The organism is Aliikangiella coralliicola, from assembly GCF_007004725.1.
In the GTDB taxonomy this organism is placed as follows: domain Bacteria; phylum Pseudomonadota; class Gammaproteobacteria; order Enterobacterales; family Kangiellaceae; genus Aliikangiella; species Aliikangiella coralliicola.
The window spans coordinates 45,462-67,988 of record NZ_ML660166.1; the positions used below are offsets into that span (position 1 = coordinate 45,462).

The 22,527-nt window shown below is 41.6% G+C and carries 22 protein-coding genes; 13 read left to right on the forward strand and 9 right to left on the reverse strand.

Going from position 1 to position 22,527, the window contains the following annotated elements:
- Window positions 1–631: 631 nt before the first annotated feature.
- From FLL46_RS15685 to FLL46_RS15695, 3 genes are all read right to left on the reverse strand, one after another.
- Window positions 632–889 (reverse strand): RNA recognition motif domain-containing protein, encoded by a 258-nt coding sequence (locus FLL46_RS15685; RefSeq protein WP_142932286.1) that lies wholly within the window; start codon window positions 887–889, stop codon window positions 632–634.
- Window positions 890–1,091: 202 nt separating this feature from the next.
- Window positions 1,092–1,847: an NUDIX domain-containing protein gene (locus FLL46_RS15690; RefSeq protein ID WP_142932287.1), complete on the reverse strand. Its 756-nt coding sequence runs from the start codon at window positions 1,845–1,847 to the stop codon at window positions 1,092–1,094.
- 38 nt (window positions 1,848–1,885) lie between these two features.
- Window positions 1,886–3,307, reverse strand: coding sequence for an aminotransferase-like domain-containing protein (locus FLL46_RS15695; protein ID WP_142932288.1), 1,422 nt, complete (start codon window positions 3,305–3,307; stop codon window positions 1,886–1,888).
- A gap of 256 nt (window positions 3,308–3,563) precedes the next feature.
- Between FLL46_RS15695 and phhA the strand changes: the two genes are divergently transcribed.
- Window positions 3,564–4,418, forward strand: coding sequence for a phenylalanine 4-monooxygenase (gene phhA / locus FLL46_RS15700; RefSeq protein WP_142932289.1), 855 nt, complete (start codon window positions 3,564–3,566; stop codon window positions 4,416–4,418).
- 92 nt (window positions 4,419–4,510) lie between these two features.
- Window positions 4,511–4,849, forward strand: a complete 339-nt coding sequence (locus tag FLL46_RS15705) for a 4a-hydroxytetrahydrobiopterin dehydratase (protein ID WP_142932290.1) — start codon at window positions 4,511–4,513, stop codon at window positions 4,847–4,849.
- Between the two features lie 155 nt (window positions 4,850–5,004).
- Here FLL46_RS15705 and FLL46_RS15710 read toward each other — a convergent pair whose 3' ends face one another.
- Window positions 5,005–5,553 (reverse strand): hypothetical protein, encoded by a 549-nt coding sequence (locus FLL46_RS15710; protein WP_142932291.1) that lies wholly within the window; start codon window positions 5,551–5,553, stop codon window positions 5,005–5,007.
- Between the two features lie 261 nt (window positions 5,554–5,814).
- Between FLL46_RS15710 and FLL46_RS15715 the strand changes: the two genes are divergently transcribed.
- From FLL46_RS15715 to FLL46_RS15750, 9 genes are all read left to right on the forward strand, one after another.
- A complete protein-coding gene (locus tag FLL46_RS15715; protein WP_142932292.1) occupies window positions 5,815–6,384 on the forward strand; it encodes a PhnA domain-containing protein in 570 nt (189 codons plus the stop codon).
- 189 nt (window positions 6,385–6,573) lie between these two features.
- Window positions 6,574–6,720 carry a hypothetical protein gene (locus FLL46_RS27015; RefSeq protein WP_168204193.1) on the forward strand — a complete coding sequence of 49 codons (147 nt, stop codon included), beginning with the start codon at window positions 6,574–6,576 and terminating at the stop codon, window positions 6,718–6,720.
- 122 nt (window positions 6,721–6,842) lie between these two features.
- On the forward strand, window positions 6,843–7,841 hold the full coding sequence (locus FLL46_RS15720; protein ID WP_142932293.1) for an N-acetylornithine carbamoyltransferase: 999 nt from the start codon (window positions 6,843–6,845) through the stop codon (window positions 7,839–7,841).
- Between the two features lie 68 nt (window positions 7,842–7,909).
- Entirely contained in the window at window positions 7,910–9,199 is a 1,290-nt protein-coding gene (argG, locus tag FLL46_RS15725) for an argininosuccinate synthase (RefSeq protein WP_142932294.1), read from the forward strand.
- A 4-nt stretch (window positions 9,200–9,203) separates the two neighbouring features.
- Window positions 9,204–10,340 carry an acetylornithine deacetylase gene (locus FLL46_RS15730; RefSeq protein WP_142932295.1) on the forward strand — a complete coding sequence of 379 codons (1,137 nt, stop codon included), beginning with the start codon at window positions 9,204–9,206 and terminating at the stop codon, window positions 10,338–10,340.
- Window positions 10,333–11,697 (forward strand): acetylglutamate kinase, encoded by a 1,365-nt coding sequence (locus FLL46_RS15735; RefSeq protein ID WP_142932296.1) that lies wholly within the window; start codon window positions 10,333–10,335, stop codon window positions 11,695–11,697. The genes FLL46_RS15730 and FLL46_RS15735 overlap by 8 nt, the downstream gene beginning before the upstream one ends.
- Before the next feature lie 16 nt (window positions 11,698–11,713).
- On the forward strand, window positions 11,714–12,787 hold the full coding sequence (gene argC / locus FLL46_RS15740; RefSeq protein WP_142932297.1) for an N-acetyl-gamma-glutamyl-phosphate reductase: 1,074 nt from the start codon (window positions 11,714–11,716) through the stop codon (window positions 12,785–12,787).
- Between the two features lie 68 nt (window positions 12,788–12,855).
- Window positions 12,856–14,160 carry an argininosuccinate lyase gene (gene argH, locus FLL46_RS15745; RefSeq protein ID WP_142932298.1) on the forward strand — a complete coding sequence of 435 codons (1,305 nt, stop codon included), beginning with the start codon at window positions 12,856–12,858 and terminating at the stop codon, window positions 14,158–14,160.
- Window positions 14,161–14,741: 581 nt separating this feature from the next.
- Window positions 14,742–15,092, forward strand: coding sequence for a hypothetical protein (locus tag FLL46_RS15750; RefSeq protein ID WP_142932299.1), 351 nt, complete (start codon window positions 14,742–14,744; stop codon window positions 15,090–15,092).
- Window positions 15,093–15,161: 69 nt separating this feature from the next.
- On the opposite strand, the gene FLL46_RS15755 is transcribed toward FLL46_RS15750, so the two are convergent.
- From FLL46_RS15755 to FLL46_RS15770, 4 genes are all read right to left on the reverse strand, one after another.
- Complete coding sequence (locus FLL46_RS15755) at window positions 15,162–15,689, reverse strand: GNAT family N-acetyltransferase (RefSeq protein WP_142932300.1); 528 nt, start codon at window positions 15,687–15,689, stop codon at window positions 15,162–15,164.
- A 62-nt stretch (window positions 15,690–15,751) separates the two neighbouring features.
- On the reverse strand, window positions 15,752–16,282 hold the full coding sequence (locus tag FLL46_RS15760) for a hypothetical protein (RefSeq protein ID WP_142932301.1): 531 nt from the start codon (window positions 16,280–16,282) through the stop codon (window positions 15,752–15,754).
- 267 nt (window positions 16,283–16,549) lie between these two features.
- Window positions 16,550–18,898: an aminotransferase class V-fold PLP-dependent enzyme gene (locus FLL46_RS15765; protein WP_142932302.1), complete on the reverse strand. Its 2,349-nt coding sequence runs from the start codon at window positions 18,896–18,898 to the stop codon at window positions 16,550–16,552.
- A 227-nt stretch (window positions 18,899–19,125) separates the two neighbouring features.
- Window positions 19,126–19,818, reverse strand: coding sequence for a zinc metallopeptidase (locus FLL46_RS15770; RefSeq protein ID WP_142932303.1), 693 nt, complete (start codon window positions 19,816–19,818; stop codon window positions 19,126–19,128).
- Window positions 19,819–20,106: 288 nt separating this feature from the next.
- On the opposite strand from FLL46_RS15770, the gene FLL46_RS15775 reads away from it, so the two are divergent.
- Both FLL46_RS15775 and FLL46_RS15780 read left to right on the forward strand, forming a co-directional pair.
- On the forward strand, window positions 20,107–20,781 hold the full coding sequence (locus tag FLL46_RS15775) for a MaoC family dehydratase (RefSeq protein WP_246119329.1): 675 nt from the start codon (window positions 20,107–20,109) through the stop codon (window positions 20,779–20,781).
- A 49-nt stretch (window positions 20,782–20,830) separates the two neighbouring features.
- Complete coding sequence (locus FLL46_RS15780) at window positions 20,831–21,502, forward strand: L,D-transpeptidase family protein (protein ID WP_210418725.1); 672 nt, start codon at window positions 20,831–20,833, stop codon at window positions 21,500–21,502.
- A 116-nt stretch (window positions 21,503–21,618) separates the two neighbouring features.
- Here the strand turns inward: FLL46_RS15780 and FLL46_RS15785 are convergent, their stop codons facing one another.
- Window positions 21,619–22,371 (reverse strand): hypothetical protein, encoded by a 753-nt coding sequence (locus tag FLL46_RS15785; RefSeq protein WP_142932304.1) that lies wholly within the window; start codon window positions 22,369–22,371, stop codon window positions 21,619–21,621.
- Between the last annotated feature and the right edge of the window lie 156 nt (window positions 22,372–22,527).

Here is a 22,527-nt window from a genome sequence, read left to right on the forward strand (position 1 = left end):
GTATCATTAATAAAATTCAAAGTAATAAAAACTTCCTCGAAAGAAATTAATTATTTTAATATATCTGGTTAAGCTATTTTAATTCGTTTGTATTATGCGAAGTTAAAATAGTACAGACACAAGATAATGACCACTTTGCTCTCGTCAACTAGCATGTTTTTCTTTAATAAAAAAACACCCAAAAAAATTAATATTGTTGGTAAAAAATAAAATGTCGGTGCGGCTTTTTCATATTATCTACAATAATATTTTTATATCTAAAAAAGCTATAATTTTGAGGTTCAAAATAGAAGGCAGAGAAAGGTAGAAAAGTGAAACACCATAGAACACGTACAGCTAATAAAATTTAATTAAAACCGCACTATATTTTCTATAAAGAAGTCGTCTGTCGAAAAAATTTTTCAAACGCTTTTTGAAAGCTTTAGTTCACTATCCAGCGCTCATTAACAATTATCAGCATTCTTCTGTCGAAGTACAAAGCTCGTAAGCTATACGATTAATTTATTTGAAAACTGCATTGTGAAATGCGGTTGGTAGTATCGCTATTTTGCCAGAAACTTAGATGTATCAAGCTATTTTCGCAAAGTTCCTGAGCAAAATTTCGCGGTAGTTTACTGAAAAGTTAGAGGGGTTAACGACGGCCTCGTTTATTATTTCCTTCAAGACCCACACGAATTAGCTTACCGCCAAAATCTTTACCATTTAGATCAGCAATGGCGGCGCGGGCCTCATGCCCTTCCATTTCAATAAAACCAAAACCTTTGCACTGTCCAGAAAAAATATCCTTGACCAGCTTAATTGAGCGCACAGTGCCAAATCGTGAAAAAAGCTCAGTGACTTCTGCTTCATTGGTAGAATTCGGTAAATTGCCAACAAAGAGTTTTTTCATTTAGATATCCTTGTAATTCAGGCGTGTTAACGCGGTAGGTGACTGCCTTAGACAATTCCAGACAGGATAAAAGAGGCGTGTGCCAATGTGCCAGCACATAGAGCACTGTAAAGCTAATCAAAGGTAATCACAAGCCTCAATTGCGAATTTCGATTGATTACCTCATAAACCACATGCATCAATCTTCAACCATTAGCCAGGACTAACGCGATAAAAAGACTTCGTAGTCTTCGTCGGAGGACATATACCCCGGCAGTTTAATGCTCTCCAATCCGCTACAATTTAACGCGCTAGTCAAAACCTGCTTGTTGTACTTGCCTATTTTTTCATCAGACAAATATTCCTCGATTGGAAACCACCGCGCATCAGCAATTTCACTTTCCTGAATGGTGATTTCACAGGTCAATGGTCTTAGTCGACAGACAGCATATATATTTGAGGTGGAGAATTGTCCTTGATGGTGGTGCCTGAAGCCAATAAAACTCTCAAACTCGGTTTTAACACCGGTTTCTTCAAACACTTCTCGCATCGCTGCAGTTTCAATGTGTTCGAAGGGATCAAGCATGCCACCGGGAAACTTCCAGTTATGAGGATATTTCTTCACGTGAGCTTTTTCGCGAATGGTTAATAGTTCATTTTCACTATTAATCACCAAACCGCCGACACCAATAGTGTGCTTAGCATACGGTGGGACAATAGCTTCTTCCTGAAGCTTTTTAGTGAGCATGATGAAGTCGTTTCCGCTGTGGTGATTTTCAAATTCGAGGTTGTATAAGATAGGTAATAAGTCTGCCCGAGAACTGGGGATCTTGATCCATACAACCAGGATATTGTGGTTTTTCCATATTTTTATCGATTCAAATAATAATCCGGCAAAATCACTTTTTTTCTCAGGTAAATCCTCTGGAGAAACATAAGTGCCGCCGTATCGATTATCGGTAGAGTTCAAATGCTGCATTATTCAAGTTCCTCTGTTTCAATCAACAATCATGTCATTTAATGATCAGAAGCGAGCATTTCATTGACAATATTCGCTAGCGTTTTTATCACTGGCTCTAATTCCACATCTGGATCACAAGCGCAGTTTATTCTTATGCAATGGTTGAATTTTTTTGACGCGCTACTCACCTGACCAGGAATAATCGCAATTCCCTGGCTAATAGCCCGTTGAAAAAGTTCAAATCCATCAATTTTTACTGGCAACACCACCCACAAAATACAACCCCCTTGCGGCCTCGACATACGAGTATCCTCAGGAAAAAACTTTTCAATCAATTGTTGAAATTGATACATCCGTTGCGCCAGGACACTGGTAAACTGCCGCAGGTAACGGTCGTATTTTCCACTTTTAAAAAACTCAGCGACAATAATCTGGGTAATGTTGGGAGCGCTAATATTAGTAAAGGTTTTAAAGTAAGACACCTCCTTATAAAAAGCGCCAGGCGCAATCCAGCCAATTCTCAAACCCGAAGCCACTGTTTTTGACGCCGAAGAACAATATAAAACCAAGCCCTTTTTATCAAAAGCTTTACAAGGCTTAGTACGCGAACCGTCAAACGAAAGATCGCCTAATAAGTCATCTTCAATCAACGGGATTGATTGTTCGGCGAGCATCTCCACCAGACGTCGGCGATTTTCTAGCGGCATATTGGTTCCCAGAGGATTACTAAAGGTTGGCACCACCGCCACCGCCTTGATATCCCATTGCTCGAGAGCCAGTTCTAATGCTTCCAGACTAATACCGTCAATCGGGTGACAAGGAATTTCTAGCGCTTTATAACCCAGTGATTCAATTAGCTGAAACAATCCAACAAATCCCGGCGATTCTATGGCGATGGTATCGCCAGGTTTTGCCACCGCACGCAAGCAGATCGACATTGCTTCCAGGCAACCATTAGTCACAATCAATTCATCGGCTTTCACACGGCAGCCATATTCGTTGAGGCGTTTCGCCAAAATTTCCCGCAAAAATGGGTGGCCCGGAGAAAAGTGAACCTCTACAACATCGTCAATTTGTTTCTTAACCACTTGAGAAGCAATCTGTTGAATATATTTTTCAGGAAAGTATTTTGAGGCCGGGTAAGAAGTGCCGAGATTAATGACTTCATCAGCATCACACTGATGGAATATGTGACTTGCAAACTCGTGAATTTTGATTAATTTCGGAACGAGAGGTATTAAAGGCGTTCGATAACTAACATTTTGTTGAACTGGCATTCGAACATAACAGCCAGATTTGGGTTTTGCCTCGATTAAACCTCTGACTTCAAGTTCCTCCAGCGCTCGCTGAACAGTTGCAATACTCACTTTTCTTTGCACTGAAAGATGTCTGATTGACGGAAGTTTGTCGCCAGGATGGTAAACGCCTTGATTAATCAAGTCCCTTAGATCATCCGCAATCTGTTCGTAAAGTTTCATTAATTCGTCTTCATCACCATAGTTCGCAGCTTTTCCTCGCGAGCTCCTCTAAAAGCAGCTCTTACTCAACTCAAATGGCCATTCAGTTCAAATAGCCAGTCAGGTCAAAAACCAGTACAGATTATTCAATTTATAACCAATACAGTATACAAATGATATTTTTGTACTGCAAACATTATTGTTTTTTTGAATCTGTAATGCTTTTTTGAAATTAGTTATCCTATCGTCTGTTTTAGAGGAACTTCAAGGAACAAAAATGAAATCGGCTTCGAATCAAGTGACTGTCTCTCAATCAGTCGCCTCCCAACCAGTCAAATCAGCTTCCAGTTACGAGTCAAAAATCCCAGACAGCCGCGGGTATATTGACTATACGGCAGAAGAAAATGGAACCTGGAAAATCCTCTACGAACGCCAGATGAAAATGATTAAAAATCGCGCTTGTGATGAGTTTATTAACGGCCTTGATATTTTAAAAATGACTCCCGACGCAGTGCCTCAGCTCTCAGAAATCAACGAAAAACTGTCTCGACTTACCGGTTGGACCGTAGAACGAGTACCAGCGCTAATTGGTTTTGAAAGATTTTTCGAATTACTTGCTAACAGAAAGTTTCCCGCGGCGACCTTCATTCGACGCCGAGAAGATCTGGATTACATCAAAGAGCCCGACATTTTTCATGAATTATTCGGTCATTGCCCGTTGCTGACTAATCAAAACTATGCCGATTTCTCGCAACATTACGGCAAGCTAGGATTAGCGGCCAATAAACAAGACAGGGCAATGCTGGCACGTCTTTACTGGTTCACCATTGAGTTTGGTCTGATCAAATCTAACCAGGGGCTCAAAATTTATGGCGGCGGCATTCTCTCTTCCAAAGAAGAAACTTGCTACAGTTTGGAAAGTGACATTCCAAAACGTCGGCCACTCGATGTGCTCGAAGTCTTTCGCACTCACTATAGAATTGACGAACTGCAGAAAAACTACTTTATTATCGAGCAATTGTCTGATCTTCAATGTTTAATCGATCTAGACTTAAACCTGCTCATTCAACAAGCGATAAAATTGGGGATGAAACCTTCTGACCATGCGCCAAAAGAAAACGCTGCGTGTTAGAAGAATCTCTTAGCAGAATTTCTAAACGAAATATTAACCAGCATTAGTGCAACTCAACTTTGACAAAATTAGTATTATTGGAGAAATTAGTAATGACCGAACTGAACAAACAGCAATGTGAAGCCTGTCAAGCCGGGGCACCGCATGTCAGCGATGCAGAATTAGCAGAGCTGATTAAACAGATTCCAGACTGGTCAGCCCACGCAAGAGACGGCATCATGCAGTTGGAACGCGTGTTTAAGTTTAAAAACTTTAAGGAAGCCATAGCCTTCACCAACAGGGTCGGTGATATGGCGGAAACCGAAGGTCACCACCCTGCACTACTGACCGAATGGGGAAAAGTGACTATCACCTGGTGGACCCATAAAATCAAAGGGCTTCATAAAAACGATTTTATTTGTGCTGCGAAAACAGACGCGTTAATTAACTGACCGGCACTCAGGTTGGCTTAACTAATAAACAACAGTAGCGCAGACTTTGGTCGATTTGAATAACAACCTAAACCTGAATTTTTAATTCAAATTAACATGCAAAGTTCTGCGCTAAACTATGCCTTGGCAAAATGTTTGTTGGTTTTTATCGACAATTATTCGGTTAATTCAGGTAGTGAACTGCTCAGGTCATCGTTGAGCATCCTCTCAGAAGGTTTCATTACTCGCAACGCCACCGCTAAACTTGAATCGTCTTCATAAGAGAATTCATATTGATTATCAATACCAACCCATCCTTTCACCCGGTGTTCACGCAAAGTTCGGTGAGCGCTCCGATCTTCAGGTAATCGCAACTTAACGGACAACCGCAGGTAAGCTTCAAACCTGCGCTGCTGAATTTTTTCAATTGTAAATGAAAATGAAAAATACTCAAAAGTGTCAAATCCTTGCCCGGATTTAAGATATTCCTGACGAATTTTCTTTAGTTCATCGTCAGAATGCTTTAGTTTGGTGTGTAGAAAGTCTCCTGTTTTGCCAGCAAAACCAGAATTCACTTCATGGTTTCCGTAAAAACTATCATAGATTAACACTGAAACACGCCCATAGTATTCATCAACATTTTCAGAATAAGCTTTAACAATTGATGGAAATAAAGTTAGAACACAAAGTAGAATTGCTGAGTAAACCCAACCTTTTATTGTCAAATTATGATACTCCTGTATTTTTATACGCTTTTTTTTCGGAAATACAGATTTTGGAGAGAGCAATATTATTAATAGCATATCACTGGCCATATATCCCAGTTAAATTATAAACGCTCGATAGCTAATATCGGGGTTAGTTTATTTTAAGTAGCAATTAAATTGCCCAGCTTAAAACATCACCACCGTCAGAATTCCGTGCATTATTCCGAAATATATGCATAATGCAGCCAGCAATTGATTTAGGTTAAAAGGCCCACGACGATGACTATCATGCATACTTTGATGCAAAGAGCAGACTCCCAATGCGAATTGTGCAAAGCGGTAAAGAACCTGGCTATATACGAGGTTCCACCAACTGATAGCGCCGATAGCGATAAATGTATTCTGGTTTGCGAAAGTTGCCACGCCCAAATCAATGGAGACCAACAACTTGATGTTAATCATTGGCGTTGCTTGAACGATAGCATGTGGAGTCAAGTTCCGGCCGTGCAAATTGTTGCCTGGCGCATGCTTAAACGCTTGTCCTCAGAAAATTGGGCGCAAGACTTACTTGATATGCTTTATCTCGACGAAGCAATGCTCACCTGGGCCGAGTCGGGAATTTCAGATGAATCCGACGAAGCCACTCTAGATAGTAACGGCGCCGTTTTACAAGCTGGTGACACTGTGACATTGATTAAAGACTTGGAAGTCAAAGGTGCTGGTTTCACTGCAAAACGTGGCACCGCGGTACGAAATATCTCTCTTACATCAAATCCTCTGCACATCGAAGGTCGAGTCAATGGCACTCGAATCGTCCTGGTCGCTAAATATTTAAAGAAATCGAACTAGCTCATTAAAACCTTAGTAAGGTTTTCTTAGATGTTAACCTTACTAAATAACCCGAGCTGGGGTTAAATAATCTCCCCTACCGGCGCTATATTCCAAAAAATTGGATCTTACCGGTTGCATTCAAATTAATACCTGTGTTACTAATATGTGCATTAACCAAATTGAATGATTTTGAAGCAAACTAAACTCATGCACTTAAGCAGCCAAGCAAAAGACTCGATTAAACACCTGACAGATTCTGTCAGTTATGCTGCTATTGCTTCAAATTCACCTGCACAAAACATCAGCGTTGTTCGCCGCCGCCGTACCTACTGGGCTGGGTGCGATGGTGTTTAATAGCAAATAACGAAAAGACACTTTCAAAAAACCCGGCCATTGAGCCGGGTTTTTTTATGCCTGATTTTTAACAACTTTGTAAATTAACCAGTAAAAATTTTTTAGAGTTTAAGGAAACAACAATGAAACACTACATCACTACAGCTGACTGGGATCAGGCGGCACTACAGGAAATGCTAGATTTAGCCAACGAGTTTAAGCAGGGAGCCACCAGCGAATGTCTGAAAAATAAATCTGTCGCATTGTTATTTTTTAACCCTAGCTTGAGGACCAGAACTTCATTTGAACTGGGAACCTGGCAAATGGGAGGACATGCAATCGTGCTGGAACCTGGAAAAAGCGCCTGGCCACTTGAGTTTGAAATCGGCTCCCAGATGGATGATGTCGCAGAAGAACATGTTATTGAAGCAGCTAAAGTTCTTTCCAGGTATTGCGACTTAATTTGCATCAGGGCTTTTCCAAAGTTCGTTGATTGGCAAGAAGATAAGCAAGATAAAATGATCAACGCATTCGCCAAATACGCGACTGTTCCTGTTATCAATATGGAGACTATTACTCACCCATGCCAAGAACTCGCCCACATGCAAACCATTCAAGAAAAACTCGGTAATCCCAAAAAGAAAAAATATTTACTGACCTGGACCTATCACCCCAAACCACTTAATACTGCAGTTGCCAACTCTTCGTTATTAATCGCTTCAAAATTTGGCATGGATGTTACTTTGCTCTGTCCCAATGAGAATTATCTTCTCGACGATCACTACATGACGCTCGCTCAAAAAAACGCAGATCAGTATGGTGGAAGTTTCCAGGTAACCCACAACATTGAAGAAGCTTATGCCGGTGCAGAAATTGTGTATGCGAAAAGCTGGGGCGCATTGCCCTACTTTGGTAATTGGGAACCGGAAAAAACCATCAGAGATCAATATAAACACTTCATTGTTGACGAAAATAAAATGGCGATGACCAACAACGCCCTTTTTTCCCATTGCCTGCCACTAAGACGAAATATAAAAGCGACAGATGCAGTAATGGACGCCGATTACTGCGTCGCAATTGACGAAGCAGAAAATCGATTGCACGTACAAAAAGCCATTATGAGCCAGCTAATCAACCAGTAACAAAAATTTGAAAATTTATCAAAATTCACATTTTAAAAATTTACATTTAAAAAAATTAGGAAAAAATAATGAGCCATCACAATCAAACAAGCATAAAAAGTAAAGATGAAAACGCCGATCCGAATTCGGATCATCAAGCAGGAGACAATAAAATTGTTCTCGCGTTTTCCGGCGGACTCGATACTAGCTTTTGCGTTCCCTACCTTACCGAGCAAGGCTATCAGGTTACAACCATATTCGTCGATTCAGGCGGCGTCACTCAGAGTGAGAAACAGGCAATAAAACAAAGGGCCATCGAACTTGGTGCGACAGATCACAAAGAAGTCAGCATCGCTGATGAGCTATGGGACAAAGTGATTGTTCCACTCATCTATAGCGGTCACTGGTATCAAAATCAATATCCATTGCTCTGTTCTGATCGATACCTGATTGTAGAAGCCTGTTTAAAACTGTGCGATGAACTAGGTACTAAAAACTTCGCTCACGGCTGCACCGGGATGGGCAATGATCAAGTCAGGTTTGATCTCGCCGTTCACTGTCTGGGTGACTACAAGATTATTTCTCCTATTAGAGAAATTCAGAAAAAAACTTCACAAGTTAGGGAATACGAAAAACAATACCTGCTCGATAAAGGGTTTAGTGTTTCAGACAAAGTTTCTAGTTATTCAATTAATGAAAATCTATTGGGAGCGACAATTTCAGGTTCAGAAATTGACGAATGGCAACAGCCAGATAAAGCAAGTTATGTTTTGACTGCACTCCCCGGTCACACAGAGAACAAACCGCAATTAATCAAGTTAACATTTAGTCAAGGGTCACTTTCAGCGCTGAATGGTGAACCAATCACTGATAATTATTCAGGCCAAAAAGTGATGCAACAACTTAATCAACTGGTTGGAAGTTACTCGATTGGCAGGGGCATTTACACCGGCGATACAACCATAGGTTTAAAAGGCCGAATCGTTTTCGAAGCGCCCGCTCTACACGCATTGAATATCGCGCATACCGCTTTAGAAGAATGCGTACTTTCCAAAGCTCAAAACCGATTTAAGTCTACGATTGCTGAAAAATGGACGGAACTGGTTTACGAAGGTTTTTTTTACGAGCCTTTAAAATATGATCTTGAAGCTTTCTTAAAGTCGTCACAAACACAAGTGAGCGGTACAGTCACCTTACAACTTTCTCAAGGACAGTTATTAGCGGTGGCCGTCGAGTCAGACAATATATTAAAAGACAGTCAGTCGGTCTATGCACAATCCGCTTCCTGGAATATTGAAGAGGCTTTAGGATTTATTAAATTATTTGGTAAGTCTTCATCATTGGCAGCCGGTTTACAAACGACTCAAGCACAAGGATGAACCAATGAACGACTCAAGTAATGATCTAAATGAAGACTTGCAATCAACATTGCAACATTTAGCCACTTTGGTGAGTTTCGATACACAGAATCCGCCGAGGAAAATTAACACGGAAAGCGAAATCTTCAATTATCTAAAGGCGAATTTAACTGGTTTTGAGACTCAACTGCTCGATGCTGGAGACGGTTGTATTAGTTTGCTGGCAAAACGAGGCAATCCAGATTTACTCTTTAACTTTCATATCGATACTGTTCCCGTCGCAAAAAACTGGACTAGCGATCCTTTTACATTGATTGTCGATGACGAAATTGCAACAGGGCTGGGAGCCTGCGATATAAAAGGCGCGTCTGCTTGTATGCTCTCGGCGATTGCTAAAACTTCTGGAGACGTCGCGTTGCTTTTCTCATCGGATGAAGAATTTGGTTCAAGTGCTGCGATTAAACAATTTCTAGCAACAGAGCATGGATTTAACCAGGTGATCGTCGCAGAGCCGACCCAGGTAAAAGCAATATTTGCTCATCGAGGAATTCAATCAGCAAAGGCTGAAATAAGCGGTATTTCGGGCCACGCTTCAGAAGCCAGAGCTTTAACCGACAACGCAATTCACAAAGGTGCCCAGTGGTCTTCAAAAGCGATCGAATGGGTATCACAACAAACGCAATCTTTCGACGGGCTAAAAGGATTGCCGTTTAACATTGGCAAAATAGAAGGTGGCATCAAAGCCAATATGATCGCGGCAGATTGTCAATTGACTTTTGGTTTCAGACCATTGCCCGGCCACAATTCACAACAAATTCTCGAGCAACTTAGTCAATTAATTCCAAAGTATGCTGACGACATCACGATTACCGGTAGCTTTACCGGACCAACTTTACCAGCAGCTAATCAAAACTTCGAACAGGCAATTCAAGGCGCGCAAGCACTAGCTGATAACTGCCAATTGCCTGCCGGAAATGCGGTTAACTTCTGGACCGAAGCAAGTCTGTTTTCTGAGGCCGGATTAACCTCTCTGGTGTTCGGTCCCGGTAATATCGAGCAGGCACATACGGCCAATGAATGGGTTTCGCTTAAACAACTTCAAGCGGTCGAAAATCACTATATTAAGATTATTAACAATGGGAAGGTACAGGCCAATGGCTAGCGTTCAACTAAAAAACAGTTCGATGGAGGCCACGCCATCTGTTGCACAAAGTAATCCACAGATTAAAGACACCATTATTCAACTGTTATCAAATCTCGCTCACCCTAAAGAAATTGAGCAATATCTAAAACGCTTTGTCGGCGCAGGAAAAACTCATTTCGCCGTGATTAAAGTCGGTGGCGCGGTATTAGATAACGACCTGGATAACCTCTGTTCATCCCTTGCTTTTTTGCAACAAATTGGACTCTTTCCAATAGTGGTTCACGGCGCAGGTCCGCAGCTCAACTTAAAGCTGGAACAAGCTAATATTGTCAGTGAGTTTATCGATGGTCAACGAATTACAACGCCCTCAGTTTTAACTGTCGCAAAGAAAACATTTGTACAACAAAACCTGAAGCTGGCAAACCGATTGCAAACAATGGGCGTTAAAACCGCTTCGATTACTTCGGGAGTATTCACCGCCAACCAATCAAAAAATACCCAGCTGGGGTTAGTGGGCGAGGTTTCTAAAATAGACCTGGAGCCGATTTCTATGGCGATAAAAAGCGGCGCCATTCCCATTTTATCATCACTGGCTGAAACTGAATCTGGACAATGTTTGAATATCAACGCGGATATTGCAACCAATCAGTTGGCGATAGCCCTCAAACCTTACAAAATTATCTTTCTAACTGAAAGCGGTGGTCTTTTGAATGAAGCAGGAAAAGTGATTTCTTCTGTCAACCTGGTCACCGAATACAATCAGTTAATTCAGGAACCCTGGCTTCATGGTGGTATGAAACTTAAGGTGAAACAGGTCGCAGAGATCTTAAGTCAACTACCTTCAACGGCATCAGTTTCGATCACTAAGCCAGCCAATCTGGCGAAAGAACTTTTTACACATAAAGGCTCTGGTACTTTGATAAGAAGAGGCGAATCAATCATGGTTCATGATGATTCAGAAACAATCAAAAAATCCAAGTTAAGACACCTTCTGGAATCGAGCTTTTCTAAAAAGCTTGACGATAATTATTTTGAAAAAACAATTATCAACAAGGCATACATTACTTATTGCTATCGAGCGGCAGCCGTTGTTACTAAACTCAACGACATTCCATTTTTAGATAAGTTTGTTGTGGCTGACGACGCCAAAGGGGAAGGACTGGGAAAAGCAGTATGGGAAAAAATGACGGCAAACATTCCTCAATTTTTCTGGCGAGCCAAACCTGACAACCAGGTAAATAATTTTTACTACAAAAAATCAGACGGTTGTTACAAAACCGATCAATGGATTATTTTCTGGAAAGGACTGACTGACTTTCAACAAATTAACAATTGCGTTCAGCTGGCGCTAAACAAAGAACCTACATTGAATTAGAAGGGATAATAAGACAATGAACAACAAAAAAAATCCGGCCGAAAAAAAATATACAATTGGCATCGTTGGTGTTAGAGGCTATGTTGGAAAAGAACTACTCTCTTTAATTAAAGGTCACCCTTTACTCGAATTGGCATGGGTCAGCTCGCGCCAATTGAAAGGCCAGACAATCAATTCCATCGTCGATGGTTTCGATGACCTAGTCGTTGAAGATTTATCACCAGAGCAAGTTGCTAACAAGCAAACATCGATAGTGGTGCTAGCACTACCGAATGGACTAGCAGCTCCTTATGTGAACGCACTGGAAGCTTGTCAAAAAAGCGGTGTATTAATTGATTTATCAGCAGACTATCGATTTGACGAGGATTGGTATTATTCGGTTCCCGAGCTCGACAACATCAAGCAAGGAAAAATATCATTAAGCTCGCCGATAAAAATCAGTAATCCTGGATGCTACGCAACAGCAATGCTATTGGCACTTGCCCCAATAAAAGATCTGGTATCGGGCCGACCAAACTGTTTCGGCATATCGGGCTACAGTGGTGCCGGTACCAAAGCGTCGCCCAACAATGATGTAGAAAGATTATCAAAAAATATCTGCGGCTATGCCCTCATCGAGCATCTGCACGAAAAAGAAGTCAGTATCAAACTAGATAAGCCGGTTTCATTTTCCCCCCATGTCGCCGAGTTTTTCCGTGGTATTAACATGACTATTCAGGTCGAGTTTGAAAAGAGGATAACAGCCAGAGAATTATTTAATCGATTTAACGACTTCTATGCGATGCACCCGCTGGTTGTGTGTAAAGAGGAAATACCCACTTTAAAAGAATCTATCAACAGTCCATTGAGTGTTATCGGAGGTTTTAGTGTCAGTAAAGATGGCATGCGAGGCACTATTATTAGTTGTCTGGATAATTTGTTAAAAGGTGCAGCCAGTCAAGCACTACAAAATATCAACCTGGCACTCGGCGAAAATTCGACTTTAGGTTTGATCGAAAATAACGAATTGAACCCGTTGATTGCAGCTAACGAACGATTAATTTCTAAATCTTCGATTGAACAATTGTCAGCAAATCAACTCACTCAATAAGACCTGAACTTAAATGAATGAATTTTCAGAACCACTTTAATAATAGCGACACAGAGGAATACAATTTCATGGCAGCCCCAATTTGGCAAAAAAATGCTCAAGCGAACATCGATCAGGTCATTATGGATTACATGGCCGGAGAAGATATTCAACTCGATAAAAAATTGATCCTTTATGACATTCAAGCGAGCAAAGCCCACGTTCGCGGCCTTGAGTCAATCGACGTTCTTGATCAACAAGAATGCGAGCAGTTACTTGCTAAACTCGATCAGCTGTCCGCTGAAATTCACAGTGGAAATTTTCAATTATCAGAAGCTTTCGAGGATTGCCATTCGGCGATAGAGTGTTACCTGGTGGAACAACTTGGAGAACTGGGCAAAAAAATTCACACGGGCCGCTCGCGAAATGATCAAGTATTAGTCGCATCCAGACTCTATCTAAAACAATCGTTGATGGAAGCGCGCGGCTTGGTTGAAAATGCCATTAACGCGTGTATTAATCAGGCAGAAGCGACACGATCAGTAGCAATGCCAGGCTATACCCATATGCAGCGAGCGGTCCCCTCCACTTGCGGCATGTGGTTTGCGAGCTTCGCCGAGGCGATGATCGATAATTTGATGAGTCTCGATGCCGCTATTAATCTGATCGATGCCAACCCGCTGGGCACAGCTGCTGGTTACGGCGTAAATTTACCGCTTAACCGGGAGTTAACGACTAAAGAACTGGAATTCGCCAGAATTCAGCTCAACCCGATATACGTGCAAAATAGTCGTGGTAAATTTGAACTGGCAGCTCTCTCAGCACTGTCTCAATGCTTACTCGATATTAGAAGGTTCTGTTGGGATCTATCGCTTTTTACTACCCAGGAATTTGATTTTGTCGAACTACCGGAGGAAATGACGACAGGAAGTTCGATAATGCCGAATAAAAGAAATCCAGACCTGATTGAATTGATGAGAGCCAGCTACGCTGTGGTTCAATCCGCTACAATTGAATTGCAATCGATTTTGTCACTCCCGTCTGGCTATCAAAGAGATCTGCAACTCACTAAGGGACCTCTCATTCGAGCGGTCACTAAAAGCTTACAAACGCTGCAACTTTTTCCTCAAGTGATAGAAGCAACCCGTTTTAAAACCGATCGCTTAAAAGACGCAATTGATACCCCCATGTACGCCACCGATTTCGCAGTTGAGCTCAGTAGTCAAGGCATGTCCTTTCGAACCGCTTACCAACAAGTTGTTGAGCGTTACGCGGAGTTAGATGATCGTTCGCCAGAACAGAGCATTCAACAGAGAACCTCTCCAGGTGCGTGCGCTGATTTAAAATTAGACCTGCTAAAAGAACGTTTTGAAAGGTTATGCTTATTATTATAATTCTGAATTATTGAATATCCCGTTAGAGATAAAATCAGAAAATTCATGTGACTAAAAACAGCATATAGTCACATGAACTTCAGTCTCCGTTTGCAGGTTACTCCTCGAGTTGAGCGAACTGAGACTAAAAGTCCCTTTTAACCAGCGTTATTTGCTCCGGTACTTGACGAAAAAAGTCCCCTTATAGCCATTTTCTTACAACGAAAAAAGTCGATATCTCATACAACTTTCATCGTTCAGCCGTGTGTATGCAATGATAGAAGCGGTAGAATGCTATCAGCCTATTTCATGGATGAAAGAATGCACACGATTAATACTCTCTCAGTTATTTTCCAAAATAGAAAATGGAAGAAAAACTCTATCCTTTTATTGTTTTTGACCAATTTCTCTCAAATTCCGCAATACCTATTATCAAAAGCAATTTCTGCTTTCGTAGCGTCTATGACTCTATTTGAATTAACAAGCGAAAAGCTGAATTGTTCACTCCAATTCCGCAAACTCTCTCCAATTAATGAAACTGGCGACTCAAGCATGCTTTCCCTGTGGAAAGTTCACAATTCATATTGGTAAGGAGAAATATCATGAGAAAATTAACCCCTATTTCAGCGATCGTTATCGGTACACTCCTCTCTGGATTCAGTGTCAATGCATACGCTAATGGCGGTTGGACCAGCAAAGAAATTTTTAACTCATTGGACGACGACTGTAAAAAGAAAATCAAGTGGCAAATTGGTAACGAGCGTTCAATGCGCGGTGCAACTGACCACCATCGCGAAGGTGATGTAATTGACCTCCACAAAATAATTCAACGAGGTCGGGCAAAAATCGAAAATGAGTGCGGCGTTGTTCTCCAACAATCTAAAAAACAAAAAGGGAAATTTAAACTCAGCTGGTCTCAATCATCAGAAATGACGGAAATTGACTGGTCATAGTAACTTTCAGCACAGCGCAACCGAAGTTTTTCGCTTCAGTTGCGCCTCAACTATTTAACAAGAACGTAACTATTGATTACCTGTTAGTTGTGCAGGGCTTTTCCATGCATATAAAAACTCCTTAACCTTGGTGTTACACGGAGAGTGCCAGTAGTTTTCAGAAACGTTCGTTGCGCCAAGTGATTCGTAAAAACTTCTTGCGAGATGATTTTCCTCCAAAACTTCGAGATATAATCCAGCTTTAGGGAAATTTTTTAACGACCATTGCGCAACAGTAGAAAGTAGCCTTGTACCAAGCCCCTGCCCTTTGTAATTTCGGTTAATGTGAAGGTTATCAATCAGTGTTCCCAATTGTGGATGCTTAGCGCCAGACGCGCAAATGAAGCCGCAAAGCGAACTTTTTGACTCGACTAAAAATACCAATTGATTATCAAGCGGCTTGCCTAAGATTTCCTCCCAGGCTTGCCTTCTTTCGCTGAGTACTTCTTTATTTAAAAACGAATCTGACAATATTCCTCGATAGATTTCTCGCCAGCTTTCTGCATGTAGCTCAGCGATTGCATCGATATCGTTATAGTTAGCGTTTCTATAGTTCATTGATCTTGAGTCTATTCAATTCTGCCATTTTTTCACGAGAAAAACAGTCGATAAAACCATGACTATTCAACATCCATTTCCGCCGATTTTAACAGGTAAAAATAATCATCGGCTTCGGCCAGCTTAAGTTCCAGGTCTAAGTTAATCGGCTCACCTTCTTCAGGTCGTTTTTTCAAATAGTAATAAACAGTCCAATGGTACTTTTCTGGTTTACCATACTTTAAAAATTCACGTTGATACTTTTTAAATTCTGCAATTGAAGCAACCGCAATTTTGAACTCGTACTGGTGCCGTTTGGGGCTATTCGAAAAGAAACCTTTACTTTCCTTTAAGGTTTTATTGTTAAGTAAATCGAGTATAAATTGATACTCTGTTTCCTCTTCACCATCATAACCAAACCTTAAAGCTAATTTTACATCACGAGTCTGTAATTCCGCAGGTTCATTAATGGTAATTCGAGTTCTCACCTGGTTAGGGTTAATATTGACTAAATCTTTTTCATCAAAACTCGCCAGCTTTACCATGGAACTTATCGGCACAGAACTACAGGAAGATAACATGACGGAAAAGAACAACAATTGAAGTAGTTTCAAGATAATAGATCCTTGTTTTTCGATAGACAGGTCGAAGTTCGCTGATTAAAACTGAAAAAAAACCATCATATGCCATCAGTATCAATCAATTCAACAAATTGATGCGCAACACGGCTTTTAGTAAAGAGCTTTTGGTAAGACACTTATATGGCAGTGAAGTTCGTATTGACTAGCCATCGGTTGTGCTAGTGAAACCAGTGAGAGATGATATGAAGGGATCGCGCCGAACTCTGGCGCGATCAAGATTGAAAAACTAGGACTCGTGAACTAATCGCAAGCGACACAATTCAAAGCAACGCCACCTGAAATATGGCGAGCATTTTCAAAGCCCAGCCGACGGAAAGTTTCTGCAACTTTGGCGCTTCTGGAACCGCTTCGGCAAACAAAAAGCAACTCCTGTTTTTCCGAGTCCCCTGAGCAGATGTTATTGCCGATGAAATTCGCAAGCCGTGACAAAGGAACATTTTCCGGCGCGCGTTCCAGGTTTAAACTATCCCAATCATTAAATAGATGAAACTCGTGGGCCTCTCTCACATCCAGAACCCGAATCTGAGGGTGAGATTTCAGAAAGTGTTGCAGCTCCTCAGGCATCACATGTATCCCCTCACTATCACACTGTTTTCCAACGACACCACATAATATTTCATGTCCAACCTGATCGTTTAATCGCTTATCGAGTGATTCCTTTTGTTTGACGAAATGGGACTTCTCTACTAAATGACTTTTAACTTCATGTAACAACGCATTGCCCGCTTCTTCAGCATACACCGTTGTTGCAAACTCATTATTATAATCATGCGATGGGCACATCAATGTGCTTTGTCCAATAACACTACACAAAGTTTGTAAACTGTCATACATTTTACTGGTTGAGCTGGAGACAAAATTGGTTCGCCCTAATCCGCCAATTAAAATCGTGTCGCCGACAAAAGCAAATCTAACATCTTCTGCTTTTAACTGTGAGTCAACTGATTGGCCTAACAATAAACTTTGGCTATCGCTCGTGTGTCCAGGCGTTTCTAGCTTCGCTAAAACCAAATTGTTGCTGAGTTGAATTGCGGAAACTGACTGACCATCCGACAAAGTCACATTTTGTGTCGATACCATTGGCCATCCCAATTCATCATAGTCTTTTAAGTCATAACTTAACTGAGATTGGAGTAACTTCTGTAACATCGGCCGGCAAGATTCATGATCGGCGTGAGAGTGGGTGTCCACTATCGCTTTCACTCGGTATCCTTGGCAGTGAACAAATTTTTCGATTCTCTCGCCCAGTTCTTCTACCGGATCAATCACAACCATCGATTCCGATTGTGAATCAGCATAAATCCAGGTACATGCAGACCCACTTTTTAACTGAATGAGGCCTTCCTGACGCGGGCTATCAATATCAACTCCTAAGTTATTCAGCATCAAACAAGACTGGGTCAACGCTTGCGAAGCAAGTAAGATTCTCTCACAGGCATCGTCGATTTCTTGTTCAGTCACAGCGGGTCCAAATGACATTCTAATGGCTGATTCAGATTGCCATGCCGGCAACCCCATTTCATCGAGCACATAGCTTCGAGTCACTCCTGAACTACAGGCTGATCCTGAACTTACGCGAATTTGTGCCGCATCAAATAAGTCAAGAATCTCCTTACTCGGAAAATCTTTGACAGAAAAATTAATTGTGGTAGGAACCGAGGTCTCAAACGGCATATTAAATACGATACCGGGAAATGCCAGCTTAAGTGTCTCGACAATTTTATTTCTAAACCCAGCCAGAACCTCGTGGGATTTAAACAACTGACACTCAGTTTCGTTAATATGCTTTAAAATTGCGCCGAAGGCTGCAACACCGGGCAAGTTTTCAGTACCTGAACGTAACCCGCTCTCTTGGCCACCACCGGCAATAAAAGGCGTGAGCGGGGCTCCCTCTCGGGTGTATAACATGCCGATTCCCTTTGGCGCATAAATTTTATGTCCGCTAAAGGGCGCATAATCGATAGTCGTTTTCGCCAATTCCAACTCAAACTTTCCTAGCGCCTGTACACAATCTACCATCCAGGGAACGCTAGCATTATGGGTTCGAATAAGCGTTTCTAGTGCACCTAAGTCTTGCGCCACGCCAGTTTCATTGTTAACCGCCATGGTGCAAATCATCGCAGTTTTACTCAAATGCTTCTCGATAAAGTCATAATCGAGCTTACCGTCATTATCCACTGGAATTGAAACCAGTTCGGCGCCAATTTCCAGGATATCATTCCAGTGTTTAAGGGAATTGGGAACGGCTTTATGTTCAGTTGCCCCATAAAGCAAGTATCGATAATTTTCGTTACCCTGCTGACTGATTTTTCGTTTGATTTCAATCAACGCAGAAAAAATTGCCGTTTGAATTCCCTCTGTTGCACCGCTCAGAAAAATAATATTACCGCGACCTGCGCCAACAACCTCTTTGGCAAGGTCCCGCGTTGAATCTAGAATATACCTGGCTCTTAGCCCTGTAACGTGGGTGCTGCTCGGGTTGCCGTACACGGTTTGCATTGCATCTTGCGCCGCTTTCACCGCATCTTCCAGCACTGGTGTCGTCGCATTGTTATCTAGATAGATCTCGTTTAAGCGATCGTGATGCATTCAATTCTCCTGGTCGTTTTATCGTCGGCCATTTAAAGATAGGCCTTTACTATTTTTTGTCAGTTTTCACAAATTCGCTGAACCAGATTTTGCTCAATCCAACATTTATTATATTCGACAATTCTAATGTATGGTCTATTCAAACTCAATCTTTAGCACATAACCGTTTTTCATAGAACACTTTGAAAAAAGCGATAGTAAATTAACCTATTTCCGCTATTGGTGCTCTAACGAAACATTCTCAATAGTGCCAACCAGCGCCATAATCTCAATATGTCGGCCAGGGCCGCGGCAACATAAGTCAACGCACACGCTTTAAGTATCTGCTGAATTGCAGGCATATAATGATCAGGAACATAGTTCCCTTTCTTCAAGATGGGAAGCGCCTTGTTAAAACTGGCATCCCACTCTTCCGGCAGAATCGCCGCGTAAATGAACACCGAAGACAGTAAAGTCGCTAAACCAATCAGTGCCGTTAATCCCACAAGATGGGGAATACGCACTAATACGCCGACCATCGGGAGCGCCATGAGCAGTGATATGCCGAGCTTTTGAACTTTTTGAGCGGTGCCCAGGTAGCGTTTACGTAAAAAGCTGACGGGCTCATTTCGGTTAAACTGGATCGCATGGCCAACTTCGTGGGCTGCCACCGCAACGGCGGTTAATGACTTGCCGTTTAAATAGCTGGGGCTCAACCTCACCACGTTAGCTTGCGGATCATAATGATCACCACCTTCTTCAGCGGTTTCTAGCTTAACTTGCTGCAACTCAAAGCGATCCAACAGGTGTCTGGCTAGCTCTCCGCCGCTGCCAGGCATTCCATCCAGTTGTTCGCTGTGTTTTGATAACACGTGGCGAACCCACCAGTTTGGGCCCAATATAAGTGCCAACAGCAAAATTGCTACAACTGCAAATAACATTGATTAAGCTCTCATAATCTGTCACCGATTTGCCATATATTAACAATAAAATGGTGCATGCTAAAAAGTCCATTGTATAATACTAGTCTGTAACAAAAACCAGTGTCTGATATAAAGGCGAGTCAGTCTGCAGCAGATAGTCGTAGGTCTTTGATGCGAGTGGTTAAATTATGCGCGTGTCTGTCACTCATTCGAATTTTTTCATCGGTCGCAGACGGCAATTCGATTCGCATAATCGTTAACGACTCTTGCCTACCGCACACGGAACAGTAATCGGGAGCCATTTTAGTGAATGTTGTTGAGTTCATCAGAGAAAAAAAACAGCGCTTTCAGCAAAACAACGCTGAATTTCGCGCTAAAATTGAACCTCAGTTTAAAAACCTGTCTGAGCTATTAAGCAAAACAATTGCCAATACCCTGAATAATCCCTGGATTTCGCGGTTTAAACCATCTGACGACGAAGAGAGAAATGAGCCTACTCCGCTGGTGCTGGTTCCTGCAGCTGCAGAAATGTATCGTAAATTAGAACAGCGACTGGGAGAGGAAACTTTCGTTGGCGAGTGGTTTAGCGTCGATCAGGAGTGTATCAACCAGTTCGCCGAAGTTACCGGCGATAGGCAATGGATACACACCGACCCAGAAAGGGCCGCTAAAGAGTCTCCTTTTAAAACAACGATTGCCCATGGTTTCCTTACTTTGGCATTACTTCCAAAATTAACTGATGCCGTTGACGATACCAACAACCCTTACCCTGAAGCGAAAATGTCTGTTAACTATGGACTTAATCAAGTCCGCTTTCCATACCCGGTCAAGGCGGGGTCACGGGTTAGAGCAAGAAGCAAGCTAGTGGGACTGACGCCAATGAGAAAAAGCATTGAGTTAGTCAACGAAGTGAGTATTGAAGTAGAAAATAGTAAACGACTAGCTTGCGTCGCGGAAACCGTATTGAGGCTTTATTTCTAGGCTTCTCTTGATCAGATCTTTCCTGATATTTTGTTGTTTAATACTTCCTTTGGAGTTATTCGCCATTCAGAAAATTCCAACCAGCGCTCGTTCTAAACTTGCCATTCAAAAGCACGCGCCGATACTATCAGTGAAAATGGAAGCAATGGGGCTCACACTAGGTAATCCCATTTTTATTCGCGTGTTTAAAAAGCCCGGTACGCTTGAACTTTGGGTGCAGGGAGACGATGGTCGTTTTAAGTTATTTCGACAATATCCAATTTGCACTTTTTCAGGCGAACTAGGCCCTAAACTACAAGAAGGCGATCGTCAAAGTCCCGAAGGATTTTATTATGTAACGCCTCAAAGAATGAACCCAAGTAGCCGATTTCACCTATCATTTAACCTCGGCTACCCTAACCAATACGATCGCGCCCATAATCGCACCGGTAGTTTTTTGATGGTTCACGGAGATTGTGTTTCTATCGGTTGCTATGCGATGACAGATAAGTACATTGAAGAAATTTATACCATCGCTGACGCAGCTTTCAAAAAGGGTTCGCCTTTTTTTAGAGTTCATGCATTTCCATTTCCCTTGGATGAAAATACCCTCGTTCAATATAAAAACAATCCCTGGTATGATTTTTGGAAAAATTTGCAGCAAGGTTATCAATGGTTTGAAAAGAACAAACGGCCGCCTGACGTGAATGTTGAAAACAAACGCTATACTTTTAGCAATTAACCAGAGATTAACATTTACGATTTGAACTTTTGAATAATTTTTAAGTTTCGAGCTTTTGGAATTTCGAAGCACTTTAAATTGAAAGTTTTTCTGGCTTTTCTTATCCCGAGTTGGGGTTAACTAAGTTTTAAGCTCGTTAACTGCTTAAAGCACATGGGTATTACCGCGATCAGGGCGTAGCCTTCATTAAACTGTGGATTAATTTTACAGTAACAGCGTATTTCTTCTTTTGGGCTGGTAAAAAAATTATGGATGTCATCATCCGAGTAATTACTTTTTCGACCAACGTAAACCACGTTAGGGTGCTGATTCGAACTTTCTCCCGAACTTTCTCCCGAGCTGTCTTTATCCATTTTTCGTTTTAACAATTTAACCAAAGTTGAAATATCTTCAGGTGTTTGGCGATCACCACTTTCTGTTTCACTGTTCGGATAAATCACATTAACGCTTTTCGCTACGACTCTATACATCGCCGGGCTCAGCATAGTGTCGGCGTAATAAATCTTTTTCCAGGGATGTAAAAGCCAGTACTTTATTGATTCAATGATTGAAAAACTGACTGTTTGATTGCCATTGCGGTATTCGCGAAAAAAAGCCGCGGAAGCGCCGATACAAACAATTTTTCGATGCGCTGTTGTTACATCAGAAAAGGTTAACAAACAATATCCAACCAGTTTTTTTCCATCGTAAAAAAGGCGCAGCTTTCTTTCGAAACAGTTTTCATCAAAAAAATATTTCGCTAAATAATCGTCGGCACAAATACCGGTAAAACATGTGCTGACAATTGATTTAATTTGCTCGCTAATACTCTCGGTTAACCAAAGTTTAGATTGGCGGATATCTCGGTGGTGAGTAATAGAGTGAGTCATTATTAAAAAAGTCAAAATGGTAATAAGCTTAATTTACCAACATACGCTTTTTTTGGCTAGCAGGTTTTTCTCTAAGGCCAAAAGTTGCCTATTTTCTTAAAGTCAGTTAACGGCAAAACGAAAAAAACCACGCCTTGAAGACGTGGTTTTTGTTTC